The organism is Maribacter antarcticus DSM 21422, from assembly GCF_000621125.1.
GTDB classification, from domain to species: domain Bacteria; phylum Bacteroidota; class Bacteroidia; order Flavobacteriales; family Flavobacteriaceae; genus Maribacter; species Maribacter antarcticus.
Map to the genome: position 1 here is coordinate 242,136 of NZ_JHZC01000008.1, position 18,803 is coordinate 260,938.

The 18,803-nt window shown below is 37.0% G+C and carries 17 protein-coding genes; 9 read left to right on the forward strand and 8 right to left on the reverse strand.

Annotation, left to right across the window (positions count from 1 at the left end):
• Positions 1–34 precede the first annotated feature (34 nt).
• From Q360_RS0109645 to pckA, 4 genes are all read left to right on the forward strand, one after another.
• Positions 35–418, forward strand: coding sequence for a DUF423 domain-containing protein (locus Q360_RS0109645; RefSeq protein WP_027076908.1), 384 nt, complete (start codon positions 35–37; stop codon positions 416–418).
• Positions 419–475: 57 nt separating this feature from the next.
• Entirely contained in the window at positions 476–1,945 is a 1,470-nt protein-coding gene (locus tag Q360_RS0109650) for an SLC13 family permease (RefSeq protein ID WP_027076909.1), read from the forward strand.
• Positions 1,942–3,072, forward strand: a complete 1,131-nt coding sequence (locus tag Q360_RS0109655; protein ID WP_027076910.1) for a glycerate kinase — start codon at positions 1,942–1,944, stop codon at positions 3,070–3,072. The genes Q360_RS0109650 and Q360_RS0109655 overlap by 4 nt, the downstream gene beginning before the upstream one ends.
• Before the next feature lie 263 nt (positions 3,073–3,335).
• Positions 3,336–4,952 (forward strand): phosphoenolpyruvate carboxykinase (ATP), encoded by a 1,617-nt coding sequence (gene pckA / locus Q360_RS0109660; protein WP_027076911.1) that lies wholly within the window; start codon positions 3,336–3,338, stop codon positions 4,950–4,952.
• Positions 4,953–5,092: 140 nt separating this feature from the next.
• Here the strand turns inward: pckA and Q360_RS0109665 are convergent, their stop codons facing one another.
• Genes Q360_RS0109665 through Q360_RS0109675 form a run of 3 tightly spaced genes read right to left on the reverse strand, consistent with a single transcriptional unit; the run spans position 5,093 to position 8,171 of the window.
• Entirely contained in the window at positions 5,093–5,836 is a 744-nt protein-coding gene (locus Q360_RS0109665) for a uroporphyrinogen-III synthase (RefSeq protein ID WP_027076912.1), read from the reverse strand.
• Positions 5,833–6,498: a DUF4271 domain-containing protein gene (locus tag Q360_RS0109670; RefSeq protein ID WP_027076913.1), complete on the reverse strand. Its 666-nt coding sequence runs from the start codon at positions 6,496–6,498 to the stop codon at positions 5,833–5,835. Before Q360_RS0109670 ends, Q360_RS0109665 begins: the two co-directional genes overlap by 4 nt.
• Entirely contained in the window at positions 6,495–8,171 is a 1,677-nt protein-coding gene (locus Q360_RS0109675; RefSeq protein WP_027076914.1) for an ArnT family glycosyltransferase, read from the reverse strand. The genes Q360_RS0109670 and Q360_RS0109675 overlap by 4 nt, the downstream gene beginning before the upstream one ends.
• 129 nt (positions 8,172–8,300) lie before the next feature.
• On the opposite strand from Q360_RS0109675, the gene Q360_RS0109680 reads away from it, so the two are divergent.
• The 3 genes from Q360_RS0109680 to Q360_RS0109690 are packed head-to-tail and all read left to right on the forward strand — an operon-like array spanning position 8,301 to position 10,809.
• A complete protein-coding gene (locus Q360_RS0109680; RefSeq protein ID WP_027076915.1) occupies positions 8,301–9,029 on the forward strand; it encodes a polyprenol monophosphomannose synthase in 729 nt (242 codons plus the stop codon).
• A 2-nt stretch (positions 9,030–9,031) separates the two neighbouring features.
• Positions 9,032–10,369, forward strand: coding sequence for a dihydroorotase (locus Q360_RS0109685; RefSeq protein WP_027076916.1), 1,338 nt, complete (start codon positions 9,032–9,034; stop codon positions 10,367–10,369).
• Positions 10,366–10,809 (forward strand): DUF4296 domain-containing protein, encoded by a 444-nt coding sequence (locus Q360_RS0109690; protein WP_027076917.1) that lies wholly within the window; start codon positions 10,366–10,368, stop codon positions 10,807–10,809. The genes Q360_RS0109685 and Q360_RS0109690 overlap by 4 nt, the downstream gene beginning before the upstream one ends.
• On the opposite strand, the gene Q360_RS0109695 is transcribed toward Q360_RS0109690, so the two are convergent.
• Positions 10,793–11,797, reverse strand: a complete 1,005-nt coding sequence (locus Q360_RS0109695) for an NAD-dependent epimerase/dehydratase family protein (protein WP_027076918.1) — start codon at positions 11,795–11,797, stop codon at positions 10,793–10,795. The two genes, Q360_RS0109690 and Q360_RS0109695, sit on opposite strands and share 17 nt — an antisense overlap.
• A gap of 102 nt (positions 11,798–11,899) precedes the next feature.
• On the opposite strand from Q360_RS0109695, the gene tyrS reads away from it, so the two are divergent.
• Positions 11,900–13,195, forward strand: a complete 1,296-nt coding sequence (gene tyrS / locus Q360_RS0109700; protein WP_027076919.1) for a tyrosine--tRNA ligase — start codon at positions 11,900–11,902, stop codon at positions 13,193–13,195.
• A gap of 107 nt (positions 13,196–13,302) precedes the next feature.
• Positions 13,303–13,752 carry a hypothetical protein gene (locus Q360_RS22905; protein WP_051554651.1) on the forward strand — a complete coding sequence of 150 codons (450 nt, stop codon included), beginning with the start codon at positions 13,303–13,305 and terminating at the stop codon, positions 13,750–13,752.
• Here the strand turns inward: Q360_RS22905 and Q360_RS0109710 are convergent.
• The 4 genes from Q360_RS0109710 to Q360_RS0109730 form a co-directional block, all read right to left on the reverse strand.
• Entirely contained in the window at positions 13,749–14,738 is a 990-nt protein-coding gene (locus Q360_RS0109710; RefSeq protein ID WP_027076920.1) for a LuxE/PaaK family acyltransferase, read from the reverse strand. The genes Q360_RS22905 and Q360_RS0109710 overlap by 4 nt on opposite strands.
• 158 nt (positions 14,739–14,896) lie before the next feature.
• Complete coding sequence (locus tag Q360_RS0109720) at positions 14,897–15,220, reverse strand: T9SS type A sorting domain-containing protein (RefSeq protein WP_027076921.1); 324 nt, start codon at positions 15,218–15,220, stop codon at positions 14,897–14,899.
• 179 nt (positions 15,221–15,399) lie between these two features.
• Positions 15,400–15,708: a T9SS type A sorting domain-containing protein gene (locus Q360_RS0109725; protein ID WP_027076922.1), complete on the reverse strand. Its 309-nt coding sequence runs from the start codon at positions 15,706–15,708 to the stop codon at positions 15,400–15,402.
• Positions 15,709–15,864: 156 nt separating this feature from the next.
• Positions 15,865–18,702, reverse strand: a complete 2,838-nt coding sequence (locus Q360_RS0109730; protein WP_027076923.1) for a TonB-dependent receptor — start codon at positions 18,700–18,702, stop codon at positions 15,865–15,867.
• Positions 18,703–18,803: the final 101 nt, after the last annotated feature.

The following is an 18,803-nucleotide window of genomic DNA, read 5'->3' on the forward strand; positions in this document are numbered from 1 at the left end:
TGTTACATTTATAAAAAATCAACAGAGTTAAGTTATGAACAAAACAATATTTGTAGCGGCATGTGTTTTAGGTCTTTTGGCCGTGGTGTTGGGTGCATTTGGTGCACATGGGCTACAGCAGCTTGTGGAGGCCAAATCCGTTGCCAGTTTTGAAACTGGAGTACGCTACCAGATGTATCATGCTTGTTTGTTATTTGTACTAGGGCTGTTACCTGGCGTAACTGAACGTATAAAACGAATTGTCTTTTATTTAGTGATTGGCGGTGTTGCGCTATTCTCTTTCTCTATTTATCTCTTGGCAATTAATAGCTTGTTCGATTTTGATTTTAAGGTAATCGCGTTTATAACTCCGATAGGAGGTGCTTTACTCATTGCTGCTTGGGCAATATTAGGGATTAGTATATACAAAAGTAAATAGGACTATAGTTTCTTTTTAAAGTATCTTAGATAATTACGGGTCATAAAGAGTTGCGATATGAACATGACAAAAGGGATAGGACGAGTTTTAGGGCCACTATCTTTCTTTCTGATACTCAACTTTTTTCATCCTATAGGCTATTCCCAAGCAGCGAATGCTGTTTTGGCTTCTACCGTTTGGATTGCCATTTGGTGTATTACAGAAGCAATACCAATTGCAGTTACTGCGCTGTTACCCTTGGTACTGTTCCCGTTGTCAGGTGGATTAGATTTATCACCTGCAGCTGCTTCTTTTAAATATAAATATATTTTTTTATACATGGGCGGTTTTATCATCGCTATTGCTATTGAAAAATGGAACCTTCATAAGCGCATCACCTTAACCACTATCAATTTTATTGGTTCGGACGTTCGTGAAATTATTTTGAGTTTTATGGTGGCCACTACATTTTTGTCCATGTGGATATCTAATACAGCCACTACGCTAATGATACTGCCTATCGGTATGGCTATTACCAAACAGCTCAAAGACAATCCGGATACGATTGAAGATTTAAATCAGACTTTTAGGAAGGCATTGATGTTGGCCATAGCATACAGTGCCTCTATTGGTGGTGTAGCTACTTTGATTGGGACGCCTCCCAATTTGGTGCTGGCAGGGGTAGTTTTAGATACCTATGCTTATGAGATTACGTTTATGCAGTGGTTTAGTTTTGGCCTACCAATTTCTATTATTTTACTTTTTGTTTGCTGGAAATACTTAACGCGCTATGCGTTTCATTTTAAACAAACTGAGTTTCCTGTTGGTAAGCAAGAGGTTAAAAATCAATTGAGTCAGTTAGGAAAACTATCCTACGAGGAAAAAATGGTAGCCCTAGTTTTTGCATTTGCTTCATTTTGTTGGATATCGCGTTCCTTTTTACTTCAAAAAGTCTTACCTGCGCTGGATGATACGATTATTGCTGTATTTTTTGCAATACTATTGTTTTTGATTCCTGCTAAAAACAAAAGGGAACAACTTATTAATTGGCAAGAAGCTGTAAAAATGCCCTGTGGTATTATATTACTTTTTGGCGGCGGAATGTTCTTGGCTAAAGGTTTTGAAGGTAGTGGACTTGCCGTTTGGATAGGTAGTCAAATGACAGCACTCTCCGGGCTTCTCATTTTATTGCTGATATTCGTGTTAGTTGCAGGGGTAAATTTCTTAACTAAAATAAACGCTAACCTTGCGACTGCCGCTATGCTTTTACCAGTTCTGGTGCCAATGGCTTTGACTATAGATGTACATCCGTTTATTTTGATGTTTGGAGGGGCTGTTGCTGCTTCCTGCGCTTTTATGCTCCCGGTAGCGACGCCGCCAAACGCCGTGGTATTTGGTTCTGGATATCTTCGCATTCCCGATATGGTGCGTAAAGGAATTTTCATGAATGTGGTATCCATTTTCACTGTTACCTTATTCGTTTACTTTGCTTTGCCAGAGTTGTCGGACTTTATTATTGACACCTTTCCTGAACAGCTAAAAAAATGAGATTTCTATTGATTCCTGATAAGTTTAAAGGTTCACTCACTAGTGAGGAGGTGGCTCGTGCTATACAATGTGGCGTAGAAAAGGTACTACCAAGATCTTTGTTTCATATCATTAAGGCTTCTGATGGTGGAGATGGGTTTTTAGATGCGATTGCACGCTATAAGATATGTATAGGCATTCAAACGGTGTGTGATGACCCCTTGGGCAGGGCAAGGGTATCAACGTACCTGTATAATCAAGCAGAAGTGGCAGGGTATATAGAGCTGGCAAAAGCCTCGGGGATGGAGTTGCTTAGTGCCAAGGAGCGTAACCCTATGGAAACGTCTACCTACGGTACGGGATTACAAATCAAGGATGCCATTGAAAAAGGAGCACGGAATATCTACGTAGGTTTAGGCGGAAGTGCTACGAACGACGGAGGTATAGGAATCGCCCATGCATTGGGATATAGATTCCTAAATGAGAAGGGTGCTGTGTTGGAGCCTGTGGGTAAAAATTTAATAGATATTCGAGAAATTGATACCACCAATGTTTCTTTACTTTTGGAAAAGGTGACTTTTTTTGCAGTGAACGATGTAACTAATCCGTTATTTGGGTCAGATGGTGCTGCCTTTGTCTATGCTAAGCAAAAAGGGGCTACTTCGAATGCTATTATTGCCTTAGATAAAGGCCTCCAGAATTTAAATGCGGTGGTAAAACGTCAATTCGGAAAGGATAATTCGTTACTTTCTGGAGCTGGTGCCGCAGGAGGAACGGCTTTTGGACTTAAAAGTTTTTTAAATGCCAAGTTCTTACACGGAATCGATTTTATACTTCACCTATCTGGAATCGAAACCATCTTGGCGTCCGATACGTTTGATTATATTATTACAGGTGAAGGTAAGATAGATACACAGACCCTTAGCGGTAAACTAGTGCAAGGTGTTTTGAGCTTGGGAAAAAAATTTAACATACCTGTTGTTGCTATTTGCGGACAATTAGATGTAGATACTGCTACGCTAACGGAGATGGGCGTAAAGTATGTTATCGAAATTCAAGATGCGGACAAAACACTAGCTTACAATATGAAAAATGCACAAGATTTGATGGTACTTTCGGTAGAGAAATTCTGTAAAAGCATAGGTTGATATTAAGATATAACAGACATCAAACTACCTTTAAAAAATAAGAAAATCATAAAAAAGGGATTTTATTTTGTTAAAATCACAATAAAACATACGATTTATCGATTTAAACATAAGCTCTGATGAAATAGTCATTATTATTTTTAATAGATTTTGTTGTGGGATAGGAATACCACAATTCAACAGATATTCCGTTGATTAAAGCTATAAATTAACAGGCTTGAGATATAATTTCAATAGTTTTGTGCAAACTAAACAATAACTTTATGACTGCATCCGACCAAAATACGAAAACGATTTCGTTGAAAGATTATGGTATTACGCACGAGAATATAGCTTACCAATTATCTCCTGCGGCACTACAGGCCATAACTGTAGAAAACAAAATGGGGGTAGAAACCGCTAATGGTACTTTGGCTGTAAATACCGGTGAATTCACTGGTCGGTCTCCCATGGACAGATTTATTGTAGAAGATAGTAATACAAAAGATAAAGTGTGGTGGGGAAATATTAATATTCCTTTTCCGGCAGATAAGTTCGATGCCTTGCATAAAAAGGTAATCAGTTATTTGAACGACAAGAAAATATTTGTAAGGGATAGTTATGCCTGTGCAGATCCAGAGTATAAACTTAATATTAGGGTTATAAATGAATATCCTTGGTCTAACATGTTTGCGTACAATATGTTTTTAAGGCCTACGGAGACAGAGTTGGAAGACTTTACACCAGAATGGACAGTGATTAATGCTCCCGGTTTTATGGCTAATCCAATCCAAGATGGTACTAGACAACATAATTTTGCTATTCTAAACTTCACCAAAAAGATTGCCTTGATAGGTGGTACAGGATATACTGGGGAGATTAAAAAAGGTATATTTTCTGCCTTGAATTTTATACTACCTGTGGAGAAGAATACCTTACCTATGCACTGTTCTTCTAATGTGGGAAGAGAAGGTGATACTGCTATATTCTTTGGATTGTCCGGTACTGGAAAAACAACATTGTCCACGGATCCAAACAGGGAACTGATAGGAGATGATGAACATGGCTGGACCAACAAGAATACCGTTTTTAATTTTGAAGGTGGGTGCTATGCGAAGGTTATCAACTTATCGGAGGAGCAAGAACCTGAGATATACGGAGCTATTAAGCCTGGTGCGATATTAGAAAATGTTGTTTTGGATAACAAAAATAATGTTGATTTTGCCGATACCTCAATAACACAAAATACGCGTGTAAGTTATCCTATTTACCATATTGAAAATATAAGGCAACCCTCTATTGGGAAAAATGTTAAGAATATCTTTTTTTTAACCGCAGATGCTTTTGGAGTGCTGCCTCCAATATCAAAACTAACCCCTAGCCAGGCGGCATACCACTTTATTTCTGGTTATACTGCAAAAGTTGCTGGTACCGAAGCCGGTGTTATCGAACCACAACCGTCGTTTTCCGCGTGTTTTGGTGCTCCTTTTATGCCTTTACACCCAACAAAGTATGCCGAAATGTTAAGTAAGAAAATGAAAGAAACCGGTGTGGACGTTTGGTTGGTAAATACAGGTTGGACAGGTGGACCTTACGGAGTTGGAACTAGAATGAAATTAAAATATACAAGAGCCATGATTAGTGCAGCTCTCAACGGAGACTTGGGATTGTATTCTTATAATAACTACCATATACACTCTGTTTTTGGAGTTGCGCAGCCCAGGAAATGCCCTGGTGTTCCAACAGATGTCTTAAGTCCAAGAACTACTTGGAACGATGATCAAAAATATTACTCTACAGCTTTTAAACTTACGAACGCGTTCAGGGAGAATTTTAAAAAGTTCGAAAGCTATGCTAGCGAAGAAATCAGACGAGGTGGTCCACAGCGCTACGGATTTTAAAAAAGTCCGTTGTTTTAATACTCGTTTTAGCCCTCTTTGTTAACCACGAAGTAATCTATGTTTCTTAGATAAAAGTTAAGCATAAAAAACCCGGCAATCTTGCTGGGTTTTTTATACTGTATCTATTATAGTAGGGTTTGCTATTTATTAACACTTATAACATACTTCTGTAACGCCATAGTCATAGAAGGTGTCTCGGGTGTTGGTGCCTTAATGTCTATTCGAAGACCTGCTAAGGTGGCTGCATCTACAGTAGAGTTTCCAAAAACTGCAATTCTTGTTTCGTTTTGTTCAAAGTCCGGAAAATTTTGTAGTAAGGACTCAATTCCAGAAGGGCTAAAGAAAACCAAGATATCGTAGTAGACATTTCTTAAATCGGATAAATCGCTGATAACCGTTTTGTAAAAAATACCGCGTTTCCATGAGATGCCTAAAGCATTTAATTGGTCTGGAACGTCTTGTTTTTGAACATCTGATGACGGTAAAAGAAAAATCTCGTCCTTATACTTCTTAATAAGCGGCACTAATTCCGAGAACTGTCTTTTTCCAACATAAATTTTACGCTTTCTATACACAACATATTTTTGCAGGTAATAAGCCACGGCTTCCGACTGGCAAAAATATTTCATACTGTCAGGTACTTTAAATCGCATCTCTTCAGCAATCCTAAAAAAATGATCTACCGCATTCCTGCTTGTAAGAATAATCGCAGTAAATTCTTTAGGGTCTATCTTTTGTTGTCGGACGCTTTTAGCATCCACACTTTCTACATGTATAAACGGTCTAAAGTCTACCTTAATCTTTTCTTTGTCAATAAGTTTGGAATAAGGAGAATTTTCCATTTTTGGTTCTGGTTGAGAGACCAAAATCGTTTTTACTTTCATATGGCGCACTGTTTGAGAAGGCTTCCTATTATTACTATGGGTGCAATTTCGAGTGTGCAAAGGTACAAAATAAAATAGAAAAAATAATTTGCAAAGAAGTTTTGATAATTCTTCAGTACTAGTATCCAGCCTATCATATTAATACCTAAGAATAAGGATATAGTTATGAAAATCACAACATTAGGGCTAATATTAACATAAGCTAGTAAGATATTTGCCAAGAAAAATAGGATACCACCATAGTTTAAATATGATGTTTTCTTGAAGATTATTTCGCTAAAAATGGATTGACACCCAAAAATAAAGCCGTTTGTTAGTTGTAACGCCATCTTTGCCAACAGGAACGAAAAAGAACCTGCGAGCAGTAATGGATATAAAAAAGGGTATTGGTTATTTCCTGAATTTATTAAATTTTTGAAAACGAAGAAAAGAAACAGCGCCGTATTGATTACTTGAAAAAGGGTAAACAGAACATGAAACCAGTTGAGTAAACGTTCTTTTTTGTTGTACATAAAAATATACTTGTTGTTGAACGGCAACACAATATAATTTAAAAAACGAACATAATAAAGGGCCTTGGCTATCAGCACAAAAAGTAGACTGCCAAATATAATTAGGGTAATCCAATCTAGCGATTCAGGAGTTCTTAAAATGGGATTCATTGAGGTAAAGGTACAGGTTTGCCGTTAAGTCCAAAATACAGATTGTTCTCCGAAATAACTACTCTAAAATAAGCTGGCTTTTCTATTTCGTAAGGGGTAGGAAGCGTTATTTTAAAATAAGTAGTGTCTTTGGCTTGTAATACTTCAGTATCTGCTTTAAGCGTGCTCACTATTAATGGCTTAATTTCCTTTACCTTTTTGTAGTTATTTAAATAAGCTATTCCAAACTTTAATTCGGTAAGCGGAATCTGAAAATTATACGGGTTGTGTACTTTTAACTCAAGACTTTCACCTAAATTAATTTCGTACTCATCTGTGTCGATGATACAATTGAGTTTCCGGTACGAATTAAAATTTGTAATGTGGTTGCCAATAAATTCAGTGCCGGACATTTTCGTAAATTGAAAAGGGCCATCCTTACTATATTTAGATATGTAAAGTATGTCTTTGTTTCGTACGGTTTCTTCCGAATCGTCAAGGGAATATTGGTTCTTTCTGTAACGAACATTATTGAGCGAAAAAGAAGTGTTTCCACTGTAAAAGCTATACATGGGTGCATTTCGGTAGGAGTTTTCAAAAACTACAGGAGTACTTCCCGCTTCGTTGGCAACTTGCTTTACCCATTCCTTATTCCCATGTGTCTCGTAATAAATATTGAACAGTAAGGGTTGATGCACTAAACCAATACGAAGGTAGAGCACTATGACAATATTAACGAGCCCTAAACGATACATCCATTTTGTGCTGGTTTTATTGTCTAACATATATTGAAACACTAAGACTACCATTGGAATACAAATGATAATAACCCATTGCGCTTGTATTCTCCGGTTAAAGCTAGAAAGGAAAAAGAAGAGGATAACACCATAGGTCAAAAACAAAAGTGCTTTGGTAAAAAGACCGTTTGTTTTGGTCTTAAATAGGCCTTGATATATAAATGGAAACGTTAATCCAAAAATAGCTAGCAAGTTCACAAAAAAACCTAAAGTGTATTTTTCAAAACTATAAGCACCGTTAGGGCGTTCATAAATATGATAGTTTATAGAGACAAAATCATGTTCATATAGCCAATAAAAATGGGGCGCATAGCACAATAATGCGATTACAACGGCATACCATGAAAATTTATTTTTAACGAGTTGTAAGTTGGAGAATAGCACAAAAAGGATGACCAATACAGCGTGGTATTTGCTATACATTAAGCAAGCCATTACGATTCCTAGTGCCACCGACACCGCTAAAGAAGGCTTTTCAATAAATTTTTTATAAACTAATAAAAAACAGGAAGTGAAAAACAGTAACGGCGTATCTGGTAAAGTTAAAAAACCGTAAGCGTTCAACAAGGTCATAGAAAAGACAAGAATAAAAAAATGAGGAATAAATCCATTCTTTTTTGGATGGTCCACAACAAGCCATAAAACCAAGATATTTGCTGTGGATAGTACGCAACTCATAAAACGGACACCCAGTTCCCCGTTAAAAAAGAAACTACTGATTTTTATGAGCAAAGCCACCATGGGTGGATGGTCAAAATAACCCCAGGCCATGTTTTGACTATAATACCAATAATATGCCTCGTCGTAAATCAGTTCCGTAAAATAGGATTGAACTAGGTTTAGTGCCAGAATAACGGCTAAAAAACAATAAAACTGCTTGGGTATTTCCTTTAACATAGTCGGTTTTAGTTAGGACAAAATTACAACTTCTGAACATTACGCAATTTTTAAAAAAATCATAAAGCGTACCACTGTGTTTTTCTACCGTCATTAAAATAGTATTTTTGTGCATATACGGTAGTATTTATGGCCAACAGCATTGTAATAATTCCAACCTATAACGAAATTGAAAACATTGAACTTATAATAAGGGCTGTTTTTGAGTTGCCAAAGGATTTTCATGTGCTGATTGTAGATGACAATTCGCCTGACGGTACAGGTGAAAGCGTTAACAAGTTGCAGAAGGAATTTTCCGAGACTTTGTTTTTGGAAACCCGCATGGGAAAATCTGGTTTGGGTACAGCATATATTCACGGGTTTAAATGGTGCATTGCAAGAGAATATGATTATATATTTGAGATGGATGCCGATTTTTCCCATAATCCAACAGATTTGTTGCGTTTGCTTAAAGCATGTGAGAGCGGAGCAGACGTAGCTGTGGGGTCTAGATACAAGCAAGGTGTAAACGTAGTAGACTGGCCTTTGTACAGGGTGTTATTGTCTTATGGAGCATCATTCTATGTAAAGATGATTACAGGTATGCGAGTTCATGATCCAACAGCGGGTTTTGTTTGTTACAAAAGACACGTTTTGGAAAGTATCAATTTGGATTCTGTGCGTTTTGTGGGCTATGCTTTTCAAATCGAAATGAAATTTAGGGCATATTTAAAGAATTTCAACATACAGGAAATTTCAATTATTTTCAGGGATAGGGTAAGGGGTAAATCCAAAATGAGTTCTTCGATTATTACCGAAGCTATTTGGGGCGTCTTCTCAATGAAAATAAAAAGTCTATTTCAACGAAATAAATTTTAATTATGGCTAAAACGCTTTTAAAGAACGGAAAGCTTGTTAACGAAGGCAAGATACAGGAGGTTGATATATTGTTAGACGGGGAGTTGATTGTGAAAATAGCAGCCAATATTTCGGATACAAGCGCCACAGTAATAGATATAAACGGTAATTATATTATACCCGGAATTATAGACGATCAAGTACACTTTAGAGAGCCTGGTCTAACACATAAAGGATCTATAGCTACGGAAAGTAGAGCAGCGCTAGGCGGAGGAATTACTACGTTTATGGAGCAGCCAAATACTGTTCCGCAAGCGACTACGATTGAAAAGTTAGAGCAAAAATTTACAACGGCACGCAACACTGCTTTTGCTAATTATTCCTTCCCTTTTGGGGGAACCAACGACAACCTGGAAGAGTTAAAGCGACTGGACAAAAATTCTTGTTCCGGTATCAAGCTGTTTTTGGGGTCCTCTACGGGAAATATGTTGGTAGATGATGAGGCCGTTTTAGAAAAAATATTCAGCAGTACTGAAATGGTTATTTCAGCGCATTGTGAGGATGAAAATACTATTCGACGGAATTTAGCGGAGTATACGGATAAGTACGGTGATGATATTCCAATGGAATACCATCCTATTATTAGAAGTGAGGAAGCTTGCTATTTATCTTCTTCACGTGCCATTGCATTAGCTAAAAAGACGGGAGCAAGACTGCATGTATTTCACTTGTCTACGGCTAAGGAAATGGATTTGTTCCGAAATGATATTCCTTTGGCTGAGAAAAAAATAACGGCAGAGGTTTGTATTCATCACCTGTGGTTTTCAGATGTCGATTACAAAGAAAAAGGAGCCTTTATTAAATGGAATCCAGCGGTAAAAACGGCTGAAGATAGGGATGCGCTTTGGGAGGCACTTTTAGATGATAGAATAGATGTTGTTGCCACAGACCATGCACCGCATACATTAGAAGAAAAGGATAATGTATATACAAAAGCACCAAGCGGGGGACCTTTAGTACAGCATGCGTTACCTGCGATGTTGGAAAAACATCTTGAAGGTAAAATATCTTTAGAAACAATGGTCCAAAAAATGTGTCATAACCCTGCAATACTATTTCAGGTAAAAAAGAGAGGGTATGTACGTGAAGGATTTTATGCCGATTTAGCGGTTGTTAATCTCAATAGTCCATGGAAGGTCACTAAGGAAAATATTGCATATAAGTGCGGTTGGTCTCCTTTTGAAAATCAAACGTTCAAAGCTTCAGTTACACATACCTTTATAAATGGACATTTGGCGTACGAAAATGGTATGTTTTCCGAGAAACGAAATGCTAAAAGACTTACGTTCAATAGACCATGAAAAAAATTATAATCCTACTACTTTCTTTAGGGGTAGTTTCCTGTGTAGAGAAGCTAATTGAGAAACCGGACAACCTAATCCCAAGGGATAAAATGATAGCTATTCTCAAGGATATGGCTATTTTAAATGCTGCTAAAGCAACGAAATCTAATATTCGTATTCTAAAGGAAAATGGAATAGAACCAACACAACATCTTTTCGAAAAACATGATATTGATTCTACGGGTTTTGTTGAGAGTGACAGGTATTATGCCTCCTTGCCTCTAGAATATGTTAGTATGTACGAGGAGATAGAGGCTTTGCTAACGAAAGAAAAAAATGTTATGGATGAAGCCAAGAAAATGAAGGATAGCCTTAACGTAATTGAGCGGATGAGGTTGAGTAAAAAAAATGATAGTATAAAAGGAATTCCAGTAAAGATTTCTAGTGATCAAAAATAAAGCAATCGGCGCTTAATTTGATGGCCTCGTCCAATACTTGAAACTTAAAATTCAAAGCATTTTTTATTTTAGAGTTGTTATAAACTTCGATATTTAGAAGGGAATAGATAGTGTTTTTTGTTATTCTGCGTCCGTTTCCTGTTAGTAGATGTAATAATATATCTAGGTATCTACCAAATTGTAACTGCCAAAGCTGTAAAACCTTAGTTGGTGGTTTTTTATTCATGGCTAGTGTAATTCTTGTAAGTATATCCTTGAAGCTAAGGTTTTTGGAAACAAGAATAAACCGTTCGCCCACAATATTTGATGTCATTAAACCAATCATTGCATTAACGACATCAGAAACGGTTACAAAACCAGTCCCACCTGGCGGATAATAGTTGTATTCCTTGTTTGCGGTTTTAAATAGTTTTCCGCTACCGGTTCCCCAAAAACCAGGTCCCACGATAACTCCTGGATTTACGATAACGACTTCTAGATTTTCTTGTGAGCCTCTCCAGACTTCCATTTCTGCCGCATATTTGGTCCGAGCGTAAACATTGGTGTTTTGATCCGTCCACTCACTATCCTCCGTTGCTTCCTTATTAGTAAGGCTTCTGCCAATAGTGCCTATCGTACTTACGTAGCATAGTTTTCTTATTTGGTGTGCCAAACAGAGGTTTACAATATTTGCGGTACCCTCAACATTCACTTTCTTGAGGCTATCAAAATCGTTCGGGTCAAAGGAGATAAGGGCAGCCGCATGGTATACATAATCGACACCTTCAATAGCAATTTCCAATGCGGGAATATCTAAAACATCCGCTTTAACCCATTCAATTTTATCAAAGATAGTTTGGGGATTTGGTGTGTAGTAGGAGAATATTTTTTTTACGTTATCTAGTTTAGATTCCGTTCTATAAATTGCCCTAACTTCTGTATTTGTCTGTGCCAACTTCAATAAAAGATGTGAGCCTACCAACCCTGTGCCTCCGGTAACTAAAATCATATTACAAAGTTAGGCAATACGCATAAATAAATTCCCTCTAAATTCAGGTAGATGCCCTGCAGATTTCCTTTTATATTTGCACAATATCTAAGAATGAAACGAATGACTTTAAATTTTGTTAAGGAACTGGAATGGAGAGGAATGTTGCACGATGCCATGCCTGGCACCGAGGAACATCTACTAGAAGGAATGCAAGCTGCCTATGTTGGAATAGACCCCACTGCAGATTCTTTGCATATTGGTCATTTAGTTGCTGCTATGATGTTGCGTCATTTTCAATTGGCAGGTCATAAACCGTTTGCACTTATAGGGGGTGCCACAGGAATGATTGGTGATCCCTCTGGAAAATCGACCGAAAGAAATCTTTTAGATGAAAAAACCTTACGTCACAATCAAAATGCATTAAAAGAGCAGCTTTCCCGTTTCTTGGATTTTGAAAGTGATGCCGAGAATGCCGCAGTTTTAGTGAATAACTACGATTGGATGAAGGATTTTACATTTTTAGATTTTATACGAGATGTGGGCAAGCATATCACTGTAAATTACATGATGGCCAAGGACTCGGTTAAGAAACGCTTATCCTCAGAGGCTAAAGAGGGAATGTCCTTTACTGAATTTACCTATCAGCTAGTACAGGGATATGATTTTTTACATTTATACAAAAACTATAATTGCACCTTACAAATGGGTGGTAGCGACCAATGGGGCAATATTACCACAGGTACTGAGATGATTAGAAGAATAGGCGGCGGCAAAGGTTTTGCTCTTACCTGTCCTTTGATTACCAAGGCCGATGGTACCAAGTTCGGTAAGACCGAAAGTGGGAACGTTTGGTTGGATGCTAATAGAACGTCGCCTTACCGATTTTATCAGTATTGGCTCAATACTTCTGATGCCGATGCCGAGAAATATATTAAAATCTTCACGTTCCTATCTAAGGAGGAAATAGAGGAATTAACCACGGAACATGTCGAAGCTCCTCACAAGCGGTTATTACAAAAACGTTTGGCAGATGAGATTACTGTAATGGTGCACTCTCAAGCCGATTTAGATAATGCTGTGAAGGCAAGTGCCATCCTGTTTGGGAAGTCTACCGGAACTGATTTAAAAGGCTTGGACGAAAAAACTTTTTTGGATGTTTTTGAAGGCGTACCGCAGGCTGAAATTTCTAAAAACAAACTGGGTGACGGACTAGATATGATTGCTGCGCTTGCTGCTCAAACCGGATTTTTAGATTCTAATGGGGAAGCGCGCCGTGAACTTAAACAAAATTCAATCTCCGTAAACAAAGAAAAAGTAACCGAGGAGTATAAGATTACCAAAGACGATTTGATCAACGGAAAATTTGTGCTACTGCAACGTGGTAAAAAAAATTATTACCTCTTGGTGGTTAATTAGCGCAATGTATCAGTCTACATTAGTGTGATTTAGTAAACTTAACATAAAGCTAACGCAACCATTATAGCTATTTTTTATCTTAAGTATTTAAATCCTTGGTTTTTGTAATGAAAAAGGTATACTTCTTATTTATATCTGTTCTCCTATTATTCTCCTGCTCCCAGCCGGACATCTCTCAGGCGGATGATGCTGAAGTGAAATTCGCCGACCAAAAATGGGAATTGGTACGTATGTCAGGTAAAAGGGTGAATTCTACGAAAATAGGCTCGGATATGGAATGGCAGGAGCACTATCTCTTTAGCCTTGATGGTACTTTCCAAAAAACACGTTCGAATGGCGATATTATTTCAAAAGCAACTGGAATTTTTGAAGTGGTGGAGTACGATAACGACGAGGCCGATTATTTAGAACTTACCTATCAAGAGGGTTTTGGATTGATTGGAAACTGCTCTGGCGACCAAACGGAAATACTAATTTATCAGTCAAATACAGAAATAGCCAATACTTGGATGGCTTGTAATGGTCCTGGGTTAGATTATATTTTGGTTCAAGATTAAAGTGCCATCAAATTACAACCTCTAATATCGGAATGGTCGAACCTTCCTATTATTTCAAAACTATCATCGCCGTATTTTTTACCCAAATCTTGTGTAGCAATAAAGGAACATGAGTTTTGATTCGCTAAATCGATTATATTAATTCCACCAGATTTACCATTAGCTTGATAAGAAAACGGGTCTTCGGTATCTCTCACTAATACTTTCATCCAAGGCGGACAATCAAACAGACCGTTTCCTTTAGAATATGCTTGAGAGAGTAGTTCCGTCATCCCGTATTCTGAATGTATGTAGTCAACTCCAAAACCAGTTTTAAGCAGCGCGTGAAGTTCGTCTCGTATGAGCTCTTTTCTCCGGCCTTTCATACCCCCGGTTTCCATAACCGTTGTGTTTTTTAGTGTAAATTGATATTGTTCGCAAAAATCTAAAAGTGCAAAAGATACTCCAATCAACAAGGTTTTTGTTCCTATTGCTTCTAAAGCTGTCAAATGAGTTTTTAATCGTTCAACATCATGTAGAAAAAAGCCACTCTTTGGATGTCCTGATTTTTTTATAAGGTCATTTACCATATAAATCAGGGAAGAGCCTTCCCGTTCCATATAGGAAGGTAATAACGCTAGAATGCAGAAAGATGAAGGTGTGCCATAGAACCTTTCAAAAGTGCTACGATAACTTTCCTCGTATAAGCTTATATCGGTAACAAAGTGTTTGCTTGTCATGCTTCCAGTGGTGCCGCTGCTAGTAAAGGTAGCTGTAACGGAATCCGTATTACTTACTATTTGCTTTTCCTTGAAAAAGTGAATGGGTAGAAATGGTATATCGCCTATATTTTGGACGTGGTGTGGTGTTACTTTAAGATAATTACAGAACTTCTGGTATACTTTATTATGGGCGTATTGGAAACGAAATGTATCCAAAGCGGCTATCAAGAATTCCGCCTCAGTGTTTATTTGAAACAGGACGTTGTTGCGTGATTCGTTTCCCATGAATGCAAAGGTAGGGAACACCTATAGAAATGATATAAGCTGTAGCAAAAAGTTGATGCTGCGGTATAGGTTTAACAACGAAGTAGTGTTAGGCCTCTTAAATGATCAAAAGCTGGTATGAAAAAGATGTATGTACTATGTCTAAAGCAATCTAAAAATTAGCGTACCACTAATTTCCGATTAATTGATTTATTTTCTTCTATTACTTCAACCACATAGACTCCTGGAGAAAGCCGAGAAATATCCAAAGCCTTACTGGAAATTCTGTCTGTAAGGATTAGTTCTCCGAACACATCAAAAATATGTACTTGTTTGACCGAATTCTGTTCAGTGGTCACGTAAACAATATCTGCTGTTGCTGGATTTGGATATAATTTGAAACCTGATATTTCTGTATTTCTACTATTTGGCAGTAGTGTATCGTCTTGGCTAAACGATGCAAGGCTAAAGCCTAAAAATAGGATAAAGTAGATTTTCTTCATTTTGTATTGATTTGGGATCAATACAGTAAAGGTACACCAGCAAGTAAGGGTTTGTCTAAAAATGTTGTGAAAGCTAGTTTTTTGTAGGTCAACAGAACACGTCCTGCTCTTTATCGATTATTTCTACCGATGGTCGATATAAAACAAAAAAGGAATACGTAAAAAAGAGGCAGAAAAATTTATTTAACAATCAACTTTCTAGTGGTAACTTTATTATTTTCGAATACGCGAAGAACATAAACTCCAGCATCTAGGTCGCCAACATAAAGTTCTTTTCCTAGGATTGTTGTTTTTAGAACTAGTGTCCCCAGCACATCGTAAATCAAAATTTGTTTAGCATCATTTTTAGTAGTGGAAATATAAACCTTACCTGTTGTCACAGGATTTGGGTACATATTAAAACCATCTATATCTCCATTGTTTGGAACAGATTGTCCATAACTAAAGGAGATAAAAAGAAAACAAATGATAAAATAGATTTGCTTCATATATAGCTGGTTACATATGCTATACCATAAAGATAGGAAAACTACCGACTGATTGTAAAAGCAGGGTGTTGTTTATTCTTTTTTTTTCGATGAAATACAAAAAAGCCCACTTTTTGTGGACTTTTTGTGATTTTGGAAATAATGATAGGGTTTGTTTTAAAATTGGTAGCTATAACCTAAAGATATTGCCTGACCAGGATATCTGGAGGAAAATAGTTGGTCTTCTGCACCAAAAGACTGATAAACACTTTCAATTTTATCATTTAGGATATTCTCAAATCGCAGCGAAATTTTACTGTTCTTTTCCTTTCCAAATTCCTTACTCAAATTAAATCTTAAGTTATTAAACGGAAGAGTGAATACATCTGGAATATCTCCATTACCAACAATCTCTAAAGTTTTACCTTGAACATTAAAGATAAGTCCCCCTTGCCAACCATTTTCGTTGTTGTCATAATTAAAACCTATGTTTAACAGTAATGGAGATTGACCTTGTAATTGACGATTATCCCTAAGCGTTTCTCCTTCCCTTAAATTGTCTCTTCTCGCTTCTGCTTCATCATCGGTAAAGGTTTGTTGCGATTCGATAATAGAAACATTTGCGTTAAAAGAGAAATTCTGCCATCCAGGAATGAAATCTAGACTTCTTCTTACTTCCAATTCACCTCCAAATACCTTTGCATCTCCTAAGTTCAGTGGAATAAACTGTCCTCGTGCCTCTCTAATGAAAGATAATTCTATAGGGTCTTGAAAGGTTTTTGCAAATGCACTTACAGCAAAAAAGTTAGTTCCCGCCCCATAGGATTCAAATCGTAAATCAAAGTTATTTACGTATGTAGGTTGTATGTTGATATTACCAATAAAAAATGTACTTGAGACAGGGTCAAAAATTTGGGCATTGGAGGCTTCTTTAAACGAAGGTCTTGCCGTGGTACTCGAGAAAGATGCTCTTACCTTTTTATTTGCCTCTTCATTTAATTCATAAATGAAATTAGCGGACGGGAAAAAGTCCATTTTATCTAGGATATTAGCGTTGTCGAAAACTTCTCCATCTTGGTTTTCTCCTGAATAAAGCAAATCAAATTTTTCTAGACGCAAACCGATAATAGCATTGAATTTATCTGAAAATTTAAATTCGTCCGACAAATAGCCTGCAGATACGGTGATTTCTGAGTCAAAAGAATCAGAAACATTTGAATCACGTCTAACATAGGTTCCTTCCCTAGAATTGGTGCTGTAAATATTGGCAGGAGCTAAAACTTGGTCTGCATCCCCCCCAAAGCCTAAGCTAAAATTACCTTGTCTTGATTGCACAGGATGTGAAAATTGATCTACGATAAATTCTCTTTGCTTTAAGGTATGGGCTCCACCAAATTTGAATTTAGCATCTCTTCCAAATAATTTATGCTTTCTGGTCAAATCTAATTTTCCCGCGATATTTATTTCTTCAAGATTTCTCCATATTCTGCTGGGTTCACCAGATTCACTTGGCGATATTGAGAAATTTCCTGTTTCGTCATTGAACCTAAAGGGTGTGGTTCTAAAGTCTTTGTCGTAAATTTTAGATAGGGTTGGTGAAAGTTTCCAAGAAACCTTCCAAGAACCGTCTTCATTCGCATGTTCACCGTTTAATAATACATTGGTAATAGAGCGCTGTGTATATGTCAAGGCATCATTAAAAATAACGTTAGAGTTTACATTGAAGTTGTCCTGCCTAATGTAGGCAGCACTGGATTCTCCATTTTGAATATGAAGTACATTCAGTTTGTATTTTGATTTCAATCCTTTGAAAGAAACGCCTGCAAGGCCGCTTATGAGTACATTGTTAACTCCTAAATTTCCAGATTGGGTACGATCATCGATTAATTCAAGAACGGACCTATCCTGATCTTGTTTTCTAAATACCTGCCCGTTTACTATTCCTTCATAGAATTCTGTACTATTCCTGTAGGTAAGAGAGGCTAAATACCCTATTTTTTTACTACCATCATCATTTAAATTGTATTGATTACCTGCTGTAAACCCTATGTTGAAATCCATTGGACTTTGCTCTTGTAGTGCTTTTAAATTTGGTTGGAATAGTTGTGTTAATTGTCTTGCTCTTGCACCATTTTCAGCTGGAACTGGAGTTTCAACACTTTGAGGAAGGACTAAATCTCTTAGACCATTGTCAAAGCCCAAGGCATCTGTAGCACTACCTTCATAACTTAAATAGTCATTATTAAAATGCATAGTTGAATTATATCCAAGACCAACTGAAAGACTATATTCAGCTCTGGTAGGAAAATCCTTGGTTACAATATCTACAACACCTCCAGTAAAATCAGCTGCTTGATCGGCAGTTGCAGATTTAATCACAATAATATTGTCCAAAATGTTTGTTGGGAAAATATCTAACTGTAGTGTATTTCTATCTGGATCTAAACCCGGCACATCAACACCATTTAATATTGATTTGGTGTAACGATCGCCCAAACCACGGACATATACGAATTTACCACCTTGAACAGAAACACCAGGGATTGATTTAATGGCACTGGCAATATCGCTTGCACCAGATTTTTTGATACTCTGGATAGAAAGTCCGTCTAACAATGCAACGGAATTTTTTTGAATATTTAATACAGATGCCTCTGTGTTTTTTGAAATAGTGGTAGTCACAACTACACCATCCAGTGCATTTGCCAGTTGATTTAAAGTTATATCAATAATTTGTTCAGCTCCAGGTTCAATTACTACCTGTGAAATTTCCATAGTTCCATAACCTAAATATGAAAAAGTAACTGTGTATATTCCAGGAGCTACTTCCAACACGTATTTACCATCAAAATCTGATGTAGTTCCCTTAGTTGTTCCTTTTATAAGAATATTTGCAAACGGCAACACATCATTGAATTCACCATCGTTTACTGTTCCTGATATAATACCGTTTTGTGAATAAATAGAGTGTAAAGAAAGTACCGTTAAACAAAATAATAATAGTTTGATTTTCATCTGAAAAATGTTGTTTAAAACAATTGTCTTTAAATATGTAAATTGCTCGTCTTAAAAAGTTTTAAGACGAGCAATTTAAAATGATTAATAGTTAGTTCACG

What these genes read in the sequence shown, in the direction of transcription:
- Q360_RS0109645 (WP_027076908.1), top strand. Translation starts at nt 35, where the DNA reads ATGAACAAAACAATATTTGTAGCGGCATGTGTTTTAGGTCTTTTGGCC.
- Q360_RS0109650 (WP_027076909.1), top strand. Translation starts at nt 476, where the DNA reads ATGAACATGACAAAAGGGATAGGACGAGTTTTAGGGCCACTATCTTTC.
- Q360_RS0109655 (WP_027076910.1), top strand. Translation starts at nt 1,942, where the DNA reads ATGAGATTTCTATTGATTCCTGATAAGTTTAAAGGTTCACTCACTAGT.
- pckA (WP_027076911.1), top strand. Translation starts at nt 3,336, where the DNA reads ATGACTGCATCCGACCAAAATACGAAAACGATTTCGTTGAAAGATTAT.
- Q360_RS0109665 (WP_027076912.1), bottom strand. Translation starts at nt 5,836, where the DNA reads ATGAAAGTAAAAACGATTTTGGTCTCTCAACCAGAACCAAAAATGGAA.
- Q360_RS0109670 (WP_027076913.1), bottom strand. Translation starts at nt 6,498, where the DNA reads ATGAATCCCATTTTAAGAACTCCTGAATCGCTAGATTGGATTACCCTA.
- Q360_RS0109675 (WP_027076914.1), bottom strand. Translation starts at nt 8,171, where the DNA reads ATGTTAAAGGAAATACCCAAGCAGTTTTATTGTTTTTTAGCCGTTATT.
- Q360_RS0109680 (WP_027076915.1), top strand. Translation starts at nt 8,301, where the DNA reads ATGGCCAACAGCATTGTAATAATTCCAACCTATAACGAAATTGAAAAC.
- Q360_RS0109685 (WP_027076916.1), top strand. Translation starts at nt 9,032, where the DNA reads ATGGCTAAAACGCTTTTAAAGAACGGAAAGCTTGTTAACGAAGGCAAG.
- Q360_RS0109690 (WP_027076917.1), top strand. Translation starts at nt 10,366, where the DNA reads ATGAAAAAAATTATAATCCTACTACTTTCTTTAGGGGTAGTTTCCTGT.
- Q360_RS0109695 (WP_027076918.1), bottom strand. Translation starts at nt 11,797, where the DNA reads ATGATTTTAGTTACCGGAGGCACAGGGTTGGTAGGCTCACATCTTTTA.
- tyrS (WP_027076919.1), top strand. Translation starts at nt 11,900, where the DNA reads ATGACTTTAAATTTTGTTAAGGAACTGGAATGGAGAGGAATGTTGCAC.
- Q360_RS22905 (WP_051554651.1), top strand. Translation starts at nt 13,303, where the DNA reads ATGAAAAAGGTATACTTCTTATTTATATCTGTTCTCCTATTATTCTCC.
- Q360_RS0109710 (WP_027076920.1), bottom strand. Translation starts at nt 14,738, where the DNA reads ATGGGAAACGAATCACGCAACAACGTCCTGTTTCAAATAAACACTGAG.
- Q360_RS0109720 (WP_027076921.1), bottom strand. Translation starts at nt 15,220, where the DNA reads ATGAAGAAAATCTACTTTATCCTATTTTTAGGCTTTAGCCTTGCATCG.
- Q360_RS0109725 (WP_027076922.1), bottom strand. Translation starts at nt 15,708, where the DNA reads ATGAAGCAAATCTATTTTATCATTTGTTTTCTTTTTATCTCCTTTAGT.
- Q360_RS0109730 (WP_027076923.1), bottom strand. Translation starts at nt 18,702, where the DNA reads ATGAAAATCAAACTATTATTATTTTGTTTAACGGTACTTTCTTTACAC.